The organism is Microbacterium sp. zg.Y909, from assembly GCF_024626565.1.
In genome coordinates, this window is record NZ_JANJFJ010000017.1 from 18,619 (window position 1) to 34,519 (window position 15,901).

A 15,901-nucleotide genomic window follows, 5' to 3' on the forward strand; every position below is an offset into this window, starting at 1 on the left:
CTAGAGGTTGCGCACTAACCTGCTGACATGGCAGGTGAGGGGCAGCTGATCCGCATCGACGGTCGCCGGCTGCGGGTGACGAACCTCGACAAGGTGCTCTACCCGGCCACAGGCACCACCAAGGGCGAGGTCATCGACTACTTCACGCGCATCGCGCCGCTGATGATCCCGCATGTGGTCGGCCGCCCCGTCACCCGCAAGCGCTGGCCCGAAGGCGTCGATGCGCCCTCGTTCTTCGCGAAGGACCTCGAGCGCGGCGCCCCGGACTGGGTCAGGCGGATGCCGATCGACCATTCCACGGGCGCCAAGGACTACCCGCTGGTCGGCGATCGCCCGACGCTGGTCTACCTGGCGCAGGTGGCGAGCCTGGAGCTGCACGTGCCGCAGTGGCGGTTCGGTCCCGACGGCGGACGCGCGAACCCGGATCGGATCGTGCTGGATCTCGATCCGGGGCCGGGCGCGGGGCTGGTGGAGTGCGCCGAGGTCGCGCGCGTGCTGCGGGACATCCTCACCGGCATGGGGCTCGAGCCGTACCCGGTCACGAGCGGGAGCAAGGGCATCCACCTCTACGCGGCGCTGCCCGGCACGCAGACGAGCGAACAGATCACGTCGGTGGCGCGTGAGCTCGCGCGGGCCATCGAGGCGGACCAGCCCGATCTCGTGGTCAGTCAGATGGCGAAGGCGCAGCGCCCCGGCAAGGTCTTCATCGACTGGAGCCAGAACAACGGCTCGAAGACCACGATCGCCCCGTACTCGCTGCGAGGGCGCGAGCAGCCGATGGTGGCGGCACCGCGCACCTGGGAGGAGCTCGACGACCCCGATCTGCGGCATCTGCTTTTCGGTGAGGTGCTGGAGAGAGCCGAGACGATGGGCGACCCGCTCGCCCCGCTGGGGTTCCACGCCGACGGGCGTGCATCCGCCGACGGCCCCCTTGCCGCGTACATCGCCAAGCGCACGGCGGACCTCACCCCCGAGCCGGTGCCCGACAACGCGCTGGGCGGGCGCGCGGCATCCGGTCTCCCCCGGTTCGTCATCCAGGAGCACCACGCCTCGCGCCTGCACTGGGACCTGCGGCTGGAGCGCGACGGCGTGCTGGTCAGCTGGGCCGTGCCCAAGGGCGTGCCCGAGACACCCTCGCGTAACCACCTCGCCGTGATGACCGAGGACCACCCCCTCGAGTACGCGACCTTCGAGGGCGAGATCCCGCGTGGGGAATACGGTGCCGGAACGATGACCATCTGGGATGCCGGCGTCTACGACCTGGAAAAGTGGCGCGACGACGAGGTGATCTTCACCGCGCACGGACGCCCCGGCGGGCCGCTGGGCGACGTGCGTCTCGCGCTCATCCGTACCGACGGCGCCGGAGAGAAGTCGACGTGGCTGCTGCATCGCATGAAGGGTGATGCCGCTCGGGCGCGTGATTCCGCCGACGTTCCCCCGTTTGCGCATGTGAGTTCCGGTTCACACAGCCCTCTCGGTGCGGCCGCCGGGCTCGGCGCCGACGCCGACACCGACAGCGGCGCCGGCCCGACCACCGGCGCCCTCGCAGACAGCGACGCGGACGCCGACACAGACACAGACACACACACCGGCGCAGTGGGCGATACCGACCCCCGCGCAGGCGCAGGCGCAGTCGCCCCCGCGTACGCCGCCCCCGCTCCCCGTGTGAGCAGGAACTCACATGCGAAAACGGGAAGCACTCGGGAGCAACCGCAGAGCAACCCCGCGGCGACACGCCCCCAACCCACCACGCCCCCGGCCCCGGCCGCAGACCCCCGTGTGAGCGGGAACTCACATGCGAAAACCGGGAACACTAAACGGCAACCGGAGAGCGACCATTCGGATGTGCGGCCCATGCTCGCCACGTCCGCGACGCCGGCCCGAGCGCACGACGCCGTCCGCAGCTGGGGCGACCGCGCGTGGGCGGAGCTGAAATGGGACGGCATCCGCGCGCTCGGCATCTGGGACGGCGACTCGCTGCAGCTGCGCGGCCGCAACGGCACCGACATCACCGCCCGCTACCCCGAGCTCACCGCGCAGGCCCCGGCCGTCTTCGGCGACACCCCCCTCACCGTTGACGGCGAAATCGTGGCCCTCGACGACACCGGCCGGCCGAGCTTCAGTTTGCTGCAGAACCGCATGCACCTCACCGGTGCCCGCGACATCGCGCGCGAAGCGCAGCGCACGCCGACCGCCTGGTACCTGTTCGACGTGCTCGCGCACGACGGCGTCGACGTCGCGCACCTGCCGCTCGCCGAGCGCCGCCGGCTGCTGGAGCAGCTGCACACCGCGCCGCCGCGCATCGACATCCCCCCGGTGTTCGACGACCTCGACACCGCGCTCACCACGGCGCGCCGGCATCGCCTCGAGGGAGTCGTCCTGAAGGACCCGCGGTCGACATACCGCCGCGGACAGCGCACCGAGCAGTGGCTCAAGGTGAAGCTCACCAGCACGCAGGAAGTCGTCATCGGCGCCATCCGCCCCGGCAAGGGGGGCCGCAGTGGATCGATCGGGTCGCTCCTGCTCGGCATCCCCGACGAAGAGGGCCTGCGCTACGTCGGCCGCGTCGGGTCGGGGTTCAGCGACCGCACCCTCGCCCGCCTCGGCGAGGCGCTCACGCCGCTGCGCACCGACGAGAATCCGTTCGTCGGCATCCCTCGCGCCGATGCCTCCGACGCACTCTGGGTGCGGCCCGAGATCGTCGGCGAGGTCGAGTTCGCCGAGTTCACCCCGGGCGGCACGCTGCGCCACGCCCGGTGGCGTGGTCTGCGCCCCGACAAGTCACCGGCAGAGGTCACCCGCGAGCAGTGACCGCCCGGCTCACGTGTGCGCGTCGTGCTCGATGTGGCCGGCGGGCTCGAGCTGGAACGTCGAGTGCGCGACGTCGAAGTGTTCCGCGAGGCATCCCTGCAGCTCGGTGAGGATGCCGGTGGCGCGGCCGTCCGCCAGGCACGCTTCGTCGACGACGACGTGGGCCGTGAACACCGGCGCGCCGCGCGTCAGCTGCCACACGTGCACGTCGTGCACGTCGACGACCCCGGGGGTGTCGAGGATGTGGCTGCGGATGCGCGCGACCTGCATGCCCTCCGGCGCGCTCTCCCCCAGCACCGATGCCACCTCGCGCAGCAGCGAGATCGCACGCGGCACGATCATGGCCGCGATGAGCAGCGACACCACGGCATCCGCCGGGGTCCATCCCGTCAGCAGGATGATCACCGCCGACACGATGACCGCGGCCGATCCCAGCAGGTCACCGAGCACCTCGAGGTACGCCCCGCGCACGTTGATGCTGCGCTTCTGCGCCGCCCCCAGCAGCCGCAGCGCCACGGCATTGGCGACGAGCCCCACGGTCGCGGCGATCAGCATGAGCGCGCCGCCGATCTCCGCCTCCCCCGGACGCACCAGTCGTCCCACGGCCTCCACGACGATCCATCCCGCGAGGACCAGCAGGATCACGGCGTTGGTGAGCGCGCCGAACACCTCTGCACGCTGATACCCGAACGTCGCCCGGTCGTCGGCCGGGCGTGCGGCGACCGTGCTCGCGATGAGCGCGATGACGAGAGCGGCGGCGTCGGTGAACATGTGACCGGCGTCGGCGAGCAGCGCCAGCGACCCCGACAGCAAAGCGCCCGCAACCTGCACGACGAGCACGACCGTGGTGATCGTCAGCGAGATCGCCAGCAGCCGTCGGTTTCCGGCACCGCGGATGCCGGGGGCATGGTCGTGCATGCTTCCACGGTACGTCGCCGACCCCCGGCGCCGGCCCTCCGAACGCCAGTCGGGAATGATCGTGATTCTCAGGCTCAGAGGTCTGCCAGGAGCGGGGCGAGGGCGGCGAAGGCGCGGGCGCGATGGGATGCCGCGTTCTTCTCCCCCGCCTCCCACTCGCCGACGGTGCGCTCGGCGCCCGCCGGCTGTCCGTCGGGGATGAAGACGGGGTCGTAGCCGAAGCCGCCCTCCCCCGCCGGCGCGGTCGCGAGGCGCCCCGGCCAGGCACCCTCCACGACGTGCTCGGCACCGCCGGGCACGACGAGCGCGATCGTGGAGACGAACCGAGCGGTGCGGCGCGGATCGGCGATGTCGCTCAGCTGGTCCAGCAGCAGCTCGAGGTTCGCCGTGGCATTCTTCGCGTGCCCCGCCCAGTAGGCGGAGAAGACGCCGGGCGAGCCGCCCATCACGTCGACGCACAACCCGGAGTCGTCGGCGAGGGCGGGAAGGCCGGTGTGCGCTGCGGCGGCGCGCGCCTTGATGAGCGCGTTCTCGGCGAACGTCACCCCGTCTTCGACCGGCTCGGGGCCGTCGTAGCCGACCACCTCGAGGTCGGGCCGGGTGGCGAGCACGATCGACTGGAACTCCTCGACCTTGTGCGGGTTGTGCGTCGCGAGCACGACGCGTTTCGTCTCGCTGCGCTCGCTCAACGGCCGGCCTCCTCCGCGAGCACCGCCGCCTGGATGTCGCGCAGCTGCGCGCAGCCGGCGACACCGAGGTTCAGCAGGGCGTCGAGCTCCCGCTTGTCGAAGGGCGCGCCCTCTGCGGTGCCCTGCACCTCGACGAACAGGCCGCGGCCGGTGACCACGATGTTCATGTCGGTCTCGGCGCGCACATCCTCGACGTAGGCGAGATCGAGCATGGGCTCGCCGTCGATGATGCCCACAGACACCGCCGCGACCGAGTCCACCAGCACCTGCGAGCGCTGCGCGATGAACTTCTTCTCCCGGCCCCACGCGATGGCATCCGCCAGCGCGACGTACGCGCCGGTGATCGCGGCGGTGCGGGTGCCGCCGTCGGCCTGCAGCACGTCGCAGTCGATGACGATCGTGTTCTCACCCAGCGCCTTGGTGTCGACCACCGAGCGCAGCGCGCGGCCGATGAGCCGCGAGATCTCGTGCGTGCGGCCGCCGACGCGCCCCTTGATGGACTCGCGGTCGTTGCGGGAGTTGGTCGCCCTCGGCAGCATCGCGTACTCGGCGGTGACCCAGCCCTTGCCCTTGCCGGTCAGCCAGCGCGGCACGCCGTTGGTGAACGACGCGGTGCACAGCACCTTGGTGCCCCCGAAGGAGATGAGGGCCGATCCTTCGGCGTGGGCGCTCCAGCCGCGTTCGATGGTGACGGGTCGCAGCTGGTCGACGGTGCGTCCGTCGGCACGGGTGATGTCGGTCATGTCTCTCCGGGTGTTCAGCGGGGCAGGTCGATCGCGCCGGTCTGCACGAGGCGCACGGTGCTGATCTCGCGCCCCATCAGTCGGTGGGCGAGGTGGAGGAAGTCATCGGCCGAGGTGCCGGTGGCCTGATAGTCGTGGCGGGCGGTCGCGCCGGGACCGGCGAGCAGGTCCCGCGAGACGAGCTGACGGTACACGTCCTTCGCGGTCTCCGTGTCGCTGGACACCAGCGACACGTCGGGACCCATCACGTAGCTGATCGCACCCTCGAGGAACGGGTAGTGCGTGCAGCCGAGCACGAGCGTGTCGACATCGGCATGGCGAAGCGGAGCCAGGTAGTCCTCCGCCACGGTGAGCACCTCGGGCGAGTCGGTGACCCCGGCCTCGACGAACTCCACGAAGCGCGGGCACGCCTGTGCCGAGACGGTGAGCTTCTCGTTGACCTCGAGCATGTCCTGGTAGGCGCGGGATCCGATGGTCCCCTCGGTGCCGATCACGCCGACGCGTCCGTTGCGGGTCGTCGACATCGCGGTGCGCACCGCCGGGCCGATCACTTCGACCACCGGCACGTCATAGCGTTCCCGGGCGTCGCGCAGCATCGCGGAGGAGGCGGTGTTGCACGCGATCACCAGCATCTTCACCCCCTCGTCGACCAGGGTGTCCAGCACCTCGAGCGAGTAGCGGCGTACGTCGGCGATGGGCTTCGGACCGTACGGCGAGTGTGCGGTGTCGCCCAGGTACAGGATCGACTCGCGGGGAAGCAGCGCCGATACGGCGCGGGCCACCGTGAGCCCGCCGACGCCGGAGTCGAAGATTCCGATGGGGGCGTCGTTCACCTTCCCAGCCTACGCGAGCGCCATCGATAGGCTGGCCCGCATGACCGCAGCGCCCGAACGCCCCGCCCGCGGGGCGAGCACCGCCCTGTTCACCGACCGGTACGAGCTGACCATGCTCGACGCGGCGCTGCACGACGGCTCCGCGCAGCGCCGCTGCGTGTTCGAGCTGTTCGGCAGACGACTGCCGGGAGCCCGCCGCTTCGGCGTCGTCGCAGGAACGGGCCGGCTGCTGCAGCACCTGGAGAACTTCCACTTCGGCGACGACGAGCTGCGGTACCTGCGTGACAACCGGGTGGTGGATGCCGAGACCATCGCGTTCCTCGAGGGCTACCGGTTCACCGGCACCATCACCGGGTACCGCGAAGGCGAGCTGTACTTCCCCGGCTCCCCCGTGCTGACGGTCGAGGGCACCTTCGCCGAGGCCGTGGTGCTGGAGACCCTCGCCCTGAGCGTGCTCAACCATGACTCCGCCGTCGCGAACGCCGCCGCCCGCATGAGCATCGCCGCCGGCGACCGGCCCCTCGCCGAGATGGGCTCCCGCCGCGCCGACGAGCACTCCGCCGTCGCCGCCGCCCGCGCGGCGTACATCGTCGGGTTCGATGCCACCAGCAACCTCGAGGCCGGGCGCACGTGGGGCATCCCCACGATGGGGACGGCCGCGCACGCGTGGACGCTGCTGCACGACACCGAAGAAGAGGCGTTCCGCGCCCAGATCGCCGCGCTCGGCGTGGACACGACCCTGCTCGTGGACACGTACGACCTCCGCCAGGGCGTCGAGACGGCCATCCGGGTCGCCGGCACCGGGCTCGGCGGCGTGCGCATCGACTCCGGCGACCTGCCGACGGTCGCCGCCGAGGTGCGTCGCCAACTCGACGAACTCGGGGCGACGGGAACCAAGATCACGGTGACCAGCGACCTGGACGAGTTCGCGATCGCCGCTCTCGCGGCATCCCCGGTCGATGCCTACGGAGTGGGCACCTCGGTCGTCACCGGGTCGGGCGCTCCGACGGCTGGGATGGTCTACAAGCTCGTCGCCCGTCAGGACGGCGCGGGATCCTGGGTCTCGGTACAGAAGACGTCCACCGACAAGGCCTCGAAGGGCGGACGCAAGGCGGCTTTCCGCACACTGGACCAGGGCGTCGCCACGAGCGAGCTGATCGCCGTGGCCGACGGGTTCGAGTCCGTGCCGACCGCCGCCGACCACCCCGAGGCGCGGGCGCTGCACGTGACCCTCGTCGACGAGGGTGTCACCGATGCCGCCCACCTCGGCAGCGAGGGCGTCGCGGCCGCGCGCGCGCACCACCTGCGGGTGCGCGAGGAGCTGCCGGTGCGCGCACTGGCCCTCAGCCGCTCCGAGCCCGCGCTGCCCACCCGCTTCGTCGACGTGGGCTGAGCGGCCGGCGCCGGCGGGTCAGGTGTTCAGCGACTCGTAGATCTCTTTGCACGCGGGGCAGACGGGGAACTTCTCCGGGTCGCGACCGGGCGTCCACTTCTTGCCGCACAGCGCCCGCACCGGCTTGCCGGTGATGGCGGATTCGAGGATCTTGTCCTTTTTGACGTAGTGCGAGAACCGCTCATGGTCACCCGGCTCGATGTTCTCCTCGCGGATGAGCTCCTCGAGCTCACGGTCGAGGGTCGCGAGACCCCCCTGGTCGGGGCTGTCGATCGGCGTGCTCATGGTGAGTCATTCTAGTCGCGGCACCCACGGCGATGGCCCGTCATGTCGCTTCGGCGAACTCCATGATCCGACCGCTGGCCCGTCCGAACACCCGGCCGCCGATGAGCACCCCGCCAACGAGCACCACGATGCCCGCGACGACCCCGGCCCACAATGCCAGCCAGGTGTCCCCCGGATCGGAGGTCAGCGCGAGCCAGCCCCACCACAGCGCCGGCACGGCGGCCGCCAGCGCGCCGAGCAGGACCAGGGCCTGCGCCGCCGTGCCGCCGGTGCGCTGCGGCTGCTGGAACGGGCTGTCGCCGGGGCGCGTCACCGGGTACGGCGAGAGTGCGGAGGCGATGCTCGACAGCCCCAGGCCCGACAAGAACAGCGCGGCACACACGCCGATGAGTGCGGGCATCGTGTTCCAGTCGCCGTGCACCCAGATCGCCAGAGGCACCGTCACCGCCAGCAGGGGCACGCCGAACAGCAGCACGGGGACCAGGCGGCCGACCCGGTCCGCGACGCCGTCGACAGCGCCCGCGATGTGCATCCAGATCGCCGTGGAGTCGTAGGCGAGGTCGTTGTGCGGCAGCCACCCGAGGAAGAGGGCCATGAGCGGCACCGGGACCAGGGCGATGACGGATGCCGGCACGCCGACGACCATCAGCGGCACGATCGTGAGCGCTGCGGCCACCGGTATGACCGCGATGTTCACCAGATACCGCCGGTCGCGCATCCAGTACACGAGGCTGCGGGCGGCGATCGCGCCGGCCGGCGTGCCGGGGGTGAGCGTGAACCAGCCGAGACCCCCGCGCTCGCGCACTGCAACGGGGCGGGGGGTGGTGGTCAGCATGTGGCGCACCAGCAGCACCCAGACGCCCGCGAGTACGAGGAGCGTCATGACGGTCACCGCCAGCGACGCCCAGACCCCGCCGGGGTCGACGGCGGCGACGCCCGCGGTGGCGAGGGCAGCGCCGAGGGGCGTCAGCGCGAGGACGTCGGCGACATCGGCGAGCTGGGCCGGAACGCGTCCGCGCCACTCGAGCGAGGCCAGGTAGACGCCCACCGGGACGACGACGACCAGCAGGACCAGCAGGAAGAGGCCCGCCAGCTCGCGGCTCCGTCGCTCGTTGAGCGCGATGGCCGCCACGGCGAAGCCGACGCGTGCCAGCAGGACGCAGGTCGCGAGGCCGAGGCCGACCGACAGCAGCGCCACCGCCCACGGGGCGCCGTGCGCCGTCCAGACGACGACCAGGCAGGCCGCTATGGGAATCAGTGCGAGCACGGGCAGGCTCAGGAATCCGGCGACCGACAGCATGCCGGCAAGCCGCGCGGGGGTGACTGGGAGCATGGCGAACCGACGCGGGTCGAGGGGGTCCTCGATACCGGTGACCAGCGGCGCGACGGCGAAGGCCAGCGTCACGGCCGACCCGCCGAGCACGGTGATCGTCAGCACGACCCGGTCGGGGGCGTCGGCGAGGCTCAGCAGGGCCCAGCACGCCACCGCCACGGCGCCGACGACGACGGCCAGGCCCGCGACGGTGCGCGCGACGTCCGCGGGCTTACCGCGCAGCGCCGCTGTCAGCAGCGCCAGCCTCAGCCGGAGAACGTGTGCAGCCACTCGAGGCCCTCCACGTCGCCCAGGCCGCCGGCGAGTTCGACGAAGCGCTGCTCGAGGGTGAGCTCGCCCCGGACCTCGGCGACCGTGCCCTCGGCCAGCACCTGCCCGGAGACGATGACGGCCACCCGGGAGCAGACGCGCTCGACGAGCTCCATCCCGTGGCTCGACAGGATCACCGTGCCGCCGTGTTCGACGTATGCCGCCAGGATGTCGAGGATGACCGCACTCGACACCGGATCCACCGCCTCGAACGGCTCATCGAGCACCAGCACGCGCGGCGAGTGGATCATGGCCCCCGCGAGCATGATCTTCTTCGTCATGCCGCCGGAGTAATCCGACACCGGACGTGAAAGCGCGTCGGTGAGGTCGAACGCCCGCGCAAGGTCGGCGGCGCGGCTGTCGGCGACGGGCGCAGGGAGCCCCCGCAGCAGCCCGTAGTAGTGCAGCAGCTGCCGGCCGGTGAGACGGTCGAACGTGCGCAGCCGGTCGGGCAGCACGCCCATCAGCCGCTTGGCGGCGACGGGGTCTGCGCCCGCATCGATGTCATTGATGCGGATGCTGCCCCGGTCGGGGCGCAGCAGGCCGGCGATCATCGACAGCGTCGTGGTCTTGCCGGCACCGTTGGGGCCGACGAGTCCGTAGAACGATCCGGCGGGGACGGTCAGGTCGATGCCGTCGACGGCCGCGGTGCCGCCGAAGATCTTCGTCACCCCACGCAGCTGCAGCGCGGGCCGCGCAGCCTCCTCGTCCGTGAGCACCTGCTCGTCGAGCGTCGAAACGACGACCGCCACCGCGTCGTGCGACTCGGAGTCAGCGGCCGTGCCTCGTGCACCGGATGCCGAGGGCTGCGCAGCGGGTGAGGGAGCGGGCTCAGGGAGCGGTTCCGGCTCAGGATCTGGAAGCGGCTCTGGTTCAGGGAGTCGCTGCGGCAGCGGTTCGGGGTCTCGAAGCGGCTCCGTGGTCGGCTCGGGTTCCGGCAGCGGCTCGGGCTCAGGCTCCGGCTCAGTCCCCGGCTCGGGCTCGGGCTCGGGCTCGGGCTCCGGGGTCTGGTCGGGCTCAGGCAGCGGTGCGGGCTCAGGCAGCGGTGCGGGGACGGGCGCCGGCAGCGTCGCGCCTGCGGGCACGAGCTCGGGCGACTCCGCAAGGCGCGCTGCGACAGCGGCGGCCGGGTCGGATGGTTTCGGCGGCAGCGTGGGCTGGGCGGCGGCCCGGGCGGCGGGCAGCGGCGGGAGCGGGGGTCGCGCGCCGGCTTGAGCGGCGGGCAGCGGCGGACGCGGGGGCGTCGCGGCGGCCTGCGCGGCGGGCAGCGGCGGGAGCGGGGGCAGCGCGACCGGCGGCGCCGCTGGCACGGCGTCCACGGGGCGGGGACCCTTGCCCGGGCGCGGTTTCCGGGGCTTCGCCTCCGGCTTGGGCCGCGCGCGCTGCACACTGGACTGCTCCGGCACATCGTCCGGAGCAGAGTCGTGGGGGAAGGGCAGCGACGCTGTCACCCGTCAACGGTATCAAGCACATCCGCGAGGACGAGTGCTTACCGCGTGCAGCGTCATATTGTGGACCTTTTGTCACGAAACGACAACGGACCGGCCGCTTTCTGTGCCTTCACAGGTGCCCTCGCTACGATAGGCAGGCACAAAGGGGTGTCCTTTCGGTGAACCGACCGTGAACACAGACTTCAGGAGCAAAACCCCGTGACTCTTCAGACCGTCATCCTCGCAGCAGGGATGGGCTCACGCCTCGGCCGCAGCCTGCCCAAGCCGCTCACCGAGCTCAGCGACGGCCGCAGCATCATGCAGCAGCAGCACGACAACATCCGTGCCGCCTTCGGCAAGACCGCGCGCATCACCACGGTCGTCGGCTACCGCGCCGAGACGATCGTGGAGGCCTTCCCCGACGCCGACTACGTCTACAACGACCGGTACGACCAGACCAACACCTCGAAGTCGCTGCTGCGCGCCCTCGCCGCCACCGGCAAGAGCGGGGTGCTGTGGATGAACGGCGACGTCGTCTTCGACCCGCGGGTGCTGGGCCGCGCGATCGCCCTCATCGAGGCCGAGCGCTCGTTCGTGACCGTCAACACCGCGAAGGTCAGCGACGAAGAGGTCAAGTACACCGTCGACGCCGCCGGGTACATCGCCGAGCTGTCCAAGACCGTCTCGGGCGGCATCGGCGAGGCCGTGGGCATCAACTACATCTCTGCAGCCGACAAGCGAGCGTTCATGCGCCAGCTGTCCCGAGTGGATGACCAGGACTACTTCGAGCGCGGCCTCGAGCTTGCGATCGCCGAGGACGGCGTGCGCCTGCAGCCGCTGGACATCTCCGACCTCTACGCCGTCGAGGTGGATTTCGCCGAAGACCTCGAGCGGGCGAACCTCTACGTCTGAGCCGCGCCCCAGGGCACGCCCAGCGTGGCCTGAATAGGATCGGCGCCATGGCCGACAAGGTGCACCGCATCCACACGCTCCCCGACGACGCTCCGTGGACCGGCGGCCTGCCGCCGGCGGGCTCCGCCGAGCACCCGCTCGTCGTGCGAATGCTCGACCGGGCCATGGCGATCCAGCGGCCGGCGGTGGTGGCGCACCTGCGCAGCATCCGGCTGCGCCATCCGGATGCCACCACGAGCGAGATCGCGCGCATGCTCGAACGCCGCTACCTCGCTGCAGTGACGGGCAGCGGCGCGGCCGTCGGCGCCACGGCCGTCGTCCCCGGCATCGGCACCGCTGTCACCCTCACGCTCAGCGGGGTGGAGACGGCGGGCTTCCTCGAGGCGACGGCGCTGTTCGCACAGTCGATGGCGGAGCTGCACGGCATCCCCGTCGACAACCCCGATCGGGCACGCGCCCTCGTGCTGACCCTCATGATGGGCAAGGAGGGCGTGGACCTCGTCTCCCAGCTCGCCGGTCAGGTCGCGGGCAAGGGCGTGCCGCGTGACAAGTACTGGGGTGAGCTCGTCACCAAGACACTCCCCCGGGCTGCCGTCGGGCCGCTGGTCGACCGGCTGAAGAGCTCGTTCGTCCGCCAGTTCGCGGCCAAGGGTGGCGCCTCGATACTCGGCAAGGCGCTGCCCTTCGGCGTCGGCGCCGCCGTGGGCGGGGCCGGCAACAACATCCTCGGCCGGCGGGTGCTCGTGAACGCCCGCCGCGGGTTCGGGCCGCCGCCACTGGAGTACCCGCACGAGCTCGAGCCGAAAGAGGGGGCCGACCGGATCGAGCGCACCGCGGCGCGCGGGGTCCGTCGCGCCGGCACCGCCATCGCCTCCGCCGGCATGGGAGCCGCGCATGGCGTGCAGCGCGCGGCCAAGCGCGTGGGCGGCGCCGTGAGGCCGCGACGCCACAAGAGCATCGAGCCCACCGGCGCGGAGACCGACGGCGAACGCGACGCGGAGTGACGCCGGCCGCCGGCTGAGGGCCGGCGCGGGTGGCCGCGCGGCGTCGTCACAGGAGCCGGCGGCTAGGCTCGTTCGGTGGCATCCCTCCTCATCGCACTGCTCCTGGCCAACGCCGTCTTCAACGTCGTGGTCTGGCCCGCGTTCTTCCGGCGGGTGGCGAAGGATCCGCGTGCGAAGGACGCCGCGGGCAAGCGCACCCGGTTCTTCACCGTGCATGCCGTGCTGATCGGCCTCGCCCTCGCGCTGGCCGTCGTGTCGGCGGTCGTCGCGGTCGTCGCCGCGATCCAGGGCCTCTGAGCCACAACCCGCACCCTCCCCTCGCCCGGGCCACGCCTCGACAGTGCGCGGCGTCGGCAATACGCTCACGGGCATGGACAGTACGCTGGCGTGTCTGGTTCGTTGGATGCCACGGCAACGCTGGTATGCGGCGAAGGGGCGCAGGCCCCATCTGCGTTACGTCGCGTCGTGGGATGTACCGACGTCGGAGTCGGGAGTGCGCGTGCGCACGGTGCTGGTGACCGACGACGGAACGCTGCCCGCAGTGACCTACCAGGTGCCGCTGGTCGCCCGGGCGACGGCGTCGGTGCCGTCGGCGCTCGGTCCGCACGTCATCGGTCACCCTGACCCCGGCACCACACTCATCGACGGACCGCACGATCCCGCCTATGCCACGGCGCTGCTGGCACTCGTGACGTCGGGCGGTGTGGCACACGGCCGACACACGACCGCGACCGGGCACACCGTCTCATCCGCGCACGCCACCGCGGCCGCCGACGCGCACACGTCGAGCGTGCTCACCGGCGAACAGTCCAACACCTCCATTCGCTACGGGTTCGACGGCGACGCCTCGCCGGTCATCTGCAAGCTGTACCGGCAGGTGCACCACGGTCGGAATCCCGACATCGAGTTGAACGTAGCGCTCAGCGAGGCGCGTTCGCCTCACGTCCCGCGCGCTGTCGGCTGGGTCGAGGGCGACTGGCCCGACCCGACGCCGTCAGACCCTGCCGGCACCGGCTCCCTGGCGTTCGCACAGCAGTACTTCCCCGACGTCGAAGACGCCTGGCGGGTGGCCCTGCGTGCCGCGGCGGGGGGCGACGACTTCGGCGGAGCCGCGTTCGATCTGGGCGCCGCCACCGCGGATGTGCACCGCTCGCTCGCCCACGTGTTCCCGGTGCGGGAGGCCGCTCCCGTCGATCGCGCGGCGCTGCGCGAAGCGTGGCAGCGGCGGCTCTCCACCGCGGTGGCCGAGGTCGGGCCCCTCGGCCAGGCGCGACGGGCCATCGAAGCCGTCTACGACCGCGCACTCGACGTCGACTGGCCCGCCTTGCAGCGCATCCATGGCGACTACCATCTCGGTCAGGTGATCCTCGTGCCCGGCCGAGGCTGGGTCCTCTTGGATTTCGAGGGCGAGCCGCTGCGGCCGATGCCCGAGCGGGTGCGGCCCGACCTCGCCCTGCGGGACGTCGCGGGCATGCTCCGATCCTTCGATTACGTCGCCGGTTCGGTGCGTCTCGATCACCCCGACCGAGCGAACGCCGTGCGGGAGTGGGCCGCGATCGCGCGACGCAGCTTCCTCTCGGGCTACGCCGACCGTGCCGGCACCCGCACGACGCTCGCCGGTCCGCTGCTGGACGCCCTTGAACTCGACAAGGCCGTGTACGAGGCGATCTATGAGTCCCGCTCACGCCCCGCGTGGATCGTCATCCCGCTGCGGGCGATCGAGCGCCTCATCGCCGACGCGACGCCTGACCTGCCGCCGGAGGGCGCTCAGTCGGCGTCGTCGAGTTCCGCGTCGTCCTGATCGTCGTCGACCGGATCACCGGCCGTCAGGCTCTGCCAGCGATCCCACTCCTGCATCAGCTGCTCGATGGCGGCATGGAAACGCGCGGTCGCAGCACCCGGCGACGTGTCGCCGAAGTAGTGGCGGACCCACTCCTTCAAGCGCGCCGCAGCCTCGACGTCCGACAGCACGCGGTCGGCCTCTGACAGGATCTGCCCGGCGTGCGCGGCATCCAGCCATTCGCAGGCCGACAGATAGCCGTGCGCGTCGATGCTCGCGCGCGGATCGGCGGGACGCGTCACCATGAGCGGACGGTCGGCAGCGAGCCGGTCGTAGACCATCGCCGAGATGTCGACGACCGCGACGTCGGCGGCCGACAGCTGCCAGCCGAGATCCGGTCCGTCGTCGAAGACGTGCTGCGCGGTGGGATCGGCGGCGTTCGCCGCCGCGATGGCGGCGATGATGCGCGCGTTCGCCTGGCCGTACGCGTCGTCCACGACACCCGAGCGGGGATGGGGCCGGTAGATCAGGCGGTGGTCGGGGCTCGCGAGCACGGCCTGCGTGAGCGCCTCACCGTGCGTGGCGATCGAGCCGTAGTGCGCCGACGGGCGGTCCCCCTCCCACGTGGGGGCGTACAGGATCACCGTTCGCTGGTCCGGCGTGTAGGGAAGGGCACCGGAGTAGTGGTCGGCCTGCGGCCGACCGATCTCGATGGTGCGCCGCTCGAGGTCGTAATCCCACAGCACCCGCGCAAGGCGCTCGCGCGCGGCGTCGCCGGCAACCAGGGCGTAGTCGTACGCCTTGAACTGGTTGGTCGTCATGTACATCTTGTCGGACTCGCCGTGGTTGATGAACACGTGCCAGCGGCGTCCGTACCGGAACATCTGGAAGTTGCGCGTGTTCTGGTTGACGTAGAGCACCACTCGGATGTCCTGCGCGGCGATGAAGCGCTCGAGGTCGCGCACGGTGGGCACGAACGCCAGCGGCAGGGCGCCGTCTGCTGCGAGCTCCCGCGCGCCCGTCGCGGAGCGGCTGAGCACCACGACCGGCCAGCGCTGAGCCAGCTGCGCGAGCGGCTTGTACCACTGCCGCATCTGATACATGTTCACGGCGCCGTCGGCGAAGTAGACCGCGACCTTGAAGTGCATCGGCGGCACCGGCCCGCGTGTGGCGAGTTCGCGGCGCACCTCACGCACCGCCGCGCGGTTGTCGAGCGCCTTTCGCAGCAGCCTGGCAGCCTTACGTCCATCGGTTACGACACCCACCCCTTCAGCCTACCCAGGGCGCGCATGACATGATCGACGGATGCACGACGCCGCCTCCCGCACGACCAAGGACGCGCCCGTCGTGGCAGCCGATGCCGGAGTCACCTTCGTCATGCCGGTGCTCAACGAGCGGGCGTACCTGGAGCGGGCGGTGCGCACCGTGCTCGAGCAGGACCTCGCCGGTCGCCCCGTCGAG

At 71.5% G+C, this 15,901-nt stretch carries 14 protein-coding genes and 1 pseudogene; 7 read left to right on the forward strand and 8 right to left on the reverse strand.

Annotated elements, in window-relative coordinates:
• Nucleotides 1–27 precede the first annotated feature (27 nt).
• On the forward strand, nucleotides 28–2,811 hold the full coding sequence (gene ligD / locus NQ160_RS02995; RefSeq protein ID WP_257513754.1) for a non-homologous end-joining DNA ligase: 2,784 nt from the start codon (nucleotides 28–30) through the stop codon (nucleotides 2,809–2,811).
• A 9-nt stretch (nucleotides 2,812–2,820) separates the two neighbouring features.
• Here the strand turns inward: ligD and NQ160_RS03000 are convergent, their stop codons facing one another.
• The 4 genes from NQ160_RS03000 to murI form a co-directional block, all read right to left on the reverse strand.
• Nucleotides 2,821–3,729, reverse strand: a complete 909-nt coding sequence (locus tag NQ160_RS03000) for a cation diffusion facilitator family transporter (protein ID WP_257513755.1) — start codon at nucleotides 3,727–3,729, stop codon at nucleotides 2,821–2,823.
• 74 nt (nucleotides 3,730–3,803) lie between these two features.
• The gene (rdgB, locus tag NQ160_RS03005; protein WP_257513756.1) at nucleotides 3,804–4,418 is read right to left on the reverse strand and encodes an RdgB/HAM1 family non-canonical purine NTP pyrophosphatase; all 615 of its coding nucleotides are present in this window, start codon (nucleotides 4,416–4,418) and stop codon (nucleotides 3,804–3,806) included.
• The gene (rph, locus tag NQ160_RS03010; RefSeq protein ID WP_257513757.1) at nucleotides 4,415–5,161 is read right to left on the reverse strand and encodes a ribonuclease PH; all 747 of its coding nucleotides are present in this window, start codon (nucleotides 5,159–5,161) and stop codon (nucleotides 4,415–4,417) included. Before rph ends, rdgB begins: the two co-directional genes overlap by 4 nt.
• A 14-nt stretch (nucleotides 5,162–5,175) precedes the next feature.
• Nucleotides 5,176–5,994 carry a glutamate racemase gene (murI, locus tag NQ160_RS03015; RefSeq protein WP_257513758.1) on the reverse strand — a complete coding sequence of 273 codons (819 nt, stop codon included), beginning with the start codon at nucleotides 5,992–5,994 and terminating at the stop codon, nucleotides 5,176–5,178.
• A gap of 40 nt (nucleotides 5,995–6,034) precedes the next feature.
• Here murI and NQ160_RS03020 point away from each other — a divergent pair, with 40 nt between their 5' ends.
• A complete protein-coding gene (locus NQ160_RS03020; protein ID WP_257513759.1) occupies nucleotides 6,035–7,387 on the forward strand; it encodes a nicotinate phosphoribosyltransferase in 1,353 nt (450 codons plus the stop codon).
• An 18-nt stretch (nucleotides 7,388–7,405) separates the two neighbouring features.
• Here NQ160_RS03020 and NQ160_RS03025 read toward each other — a convergent pair whose 3' ends face one another.
• Genes NQ160_RS03025 through NQ160_RS03035 form a run of 3 tightly spaced genes read right to left on the reverse strand, consistent with a single transcriptional unit; the run spans nucleotide 7,406 to nucleotide 10,633 of the window.
• Nucleotides 7,406–7,672: a DUF3039 domain-containing protein gene (locus NQ160_RS03025; protein ID WP_257513760.1), complete on the reverse strand. Its 267-nt coding sequence runs from the start codon at nucleotides 7,670–7,672 to the stop codon at nucleotides 7,406–7,408.
• A gap of 40 nt (nucleotides 7,673–7,712) precedes the next feature.
• Nucleotides 7,713–9,275 (reverse strand): hypothetical protein, encoded by a 1,563-nt coding sequence (locus NQ160_RS03030; protein ID WP_257513761.1) that lies wholly within the window; start codon nucleotides 9,273–9,275, stop codon nucleotides 7,713–7,715.
• On the reverse strand, nucleotides 9,251–10,633 hold the full coding sequence (locus NQ160_RS03035) for an ABC transporter ATP-binding protein (RefSeq protein WP_257513762.1): 1,383 nt from the start codon (nucleotides 10,631–10,633) through the stop codon (nucleotides 9,251–9,253). The genes NQ160_RS03030 and NQ160_RS03035 overlap by 25 nt, the downstream gene beginning before the upstream one ends.
• 330 nt (nucleotides 10,634–10,963) lie before the next feature.
• Here NQ160_RS03035 and NQ160_RS03040 point away from each other — a divergent pair, with 330 nt between their 5' ends.
• From NQ160_RS03040 to NQ160_RS03055, 4 genes are all read left to right on the forward strand, one after another.
• On the forward strand, nucleotides 10,964–11,656 hold the full coding sequence (locus NQ160_RS03040; protein ID WP_257513763.1) for a phosphocholine cytidylyltransferase family protein: 693 nt from the start codon (nucleotides 10,964–10,966) through the stop codon (nucleotides 11,654–11,656).
• A 47-nt stretch (nucleotides 11,657–11,703) separates the two neighbouring features.
• The gene (locus NQ160_RS03045; protein ID WP_257513764.1) at nucleotides 11,704–12,660 is read left to right on the forward strand and encodes a hypothetical protein; all 957 of its coding nucleotides are present in this window, start codon (nucleotides 11,704–11,706) and stop codon (nucleotides 12,658–12,660) included.
• Between the two features lie 75 nt (nucleotides 12,661–12,735).
• Nucleotides 12,736–12,957, forward strand: a complete 222-nt coding sequence (locus tag NQ160_RS03050) for an SCO4848 family membrane protein (RefSeq protein ID WP_257513765.1) — start codon at nucleotides 12,736–12,738, stop codon at nucleotides 12,955–12,957.
• 106 nt (nucleotides 12,958–13,063) lie between these two features.
• Nucleotides 13,064–14,461 (forward strand): maltokinase N-terminal cap-like domain-containing protein, encoded by a 1,398-nt coding sequence (locus tag NQ160_RS03055; protein ID WP_257513771.1) that lies wholly within the window; start codon nucleotides 13,064–13,066, stop codon nucleotides 14,459–14,461.
• On the opposite strand, the gene NQ160_RS03060 is transcribed toward NQ160_RS03055, so the two are convergent.
• Nucleotides 14,428–15,705, reverse strand: a complete 1,278-nt coding sequence (locus NQ160_RS03060; RefSeq protein WP_257513766.1) for a CDP-glycerol glycerophosphotransferase family protein — start codon at nucleotides 15,703–15,705, stop codon at nucleotides 14,428–14,430. The two genes, NQ160_RS03055 and NQ160_RS03060, sit on opposite strands and share 34 nt — an antisense overlap.
• Nucleotides 15,706–15,745: 40 nt before the next feature.
• Here NQ160_RS03060 and NQ160_RS03065 point away from each other — a divergent pair.
• A pseudogene (locus tag NQ160_RS03065) lies at nucleotides 15,746–15,901 on the forward strand (glycosyltransferase); the annotation flags it as partial.

Coding starts and splice junctions, on each gene's coding strand:
- rph (WP_257513757.1), bottom strand. CDS start 5,161: ATGACCGACATCACCCGTGCCGACGGACGCACCGTCGACCAGCTGCGA.
- NQ160_RS03025 (WP_257513760.1), bottom strand. CDS start 7,672: ATGAGCACGCCGATCGACAGCCCCGACCAGGGGGGTCTCGCGACCCTC.
- ligD (WP_257513754.1), top strand. CDS start 28: ATGGCAGGTGAGGGGCAGCTGATCCGCATCGACGGTCGCCGGCTGCGG.
- NQ160_RS03000 (WP_257513755.1), bottom strand. CDS start 3,729: ATGCACGACCATGCCCCCGGCATCCGCGGTGCCGGAAACCGACGGCTG.
- NQ160_RS03045 (WP_257513764.1), top strand. CDS start 11,704: ATGGCCGACAAGGTGCACCGCATCCACACGCTCCCCGACGACGCTCCG.
- NQ160_RS03020 (WP_257513759.1), top strand. CDS start 6,035: ATGACCGCAGCGCCCGAACGCCCCGCCCGCGGGGCGAGCACCGCCCTG.
- NQ160_RS03055 (WP_257513771.1), top strand. CDS start 13,064: ATGCCACGGCAACGCTGGTATGCGGCGAAGGGGCGCAGGCCCCATCTG.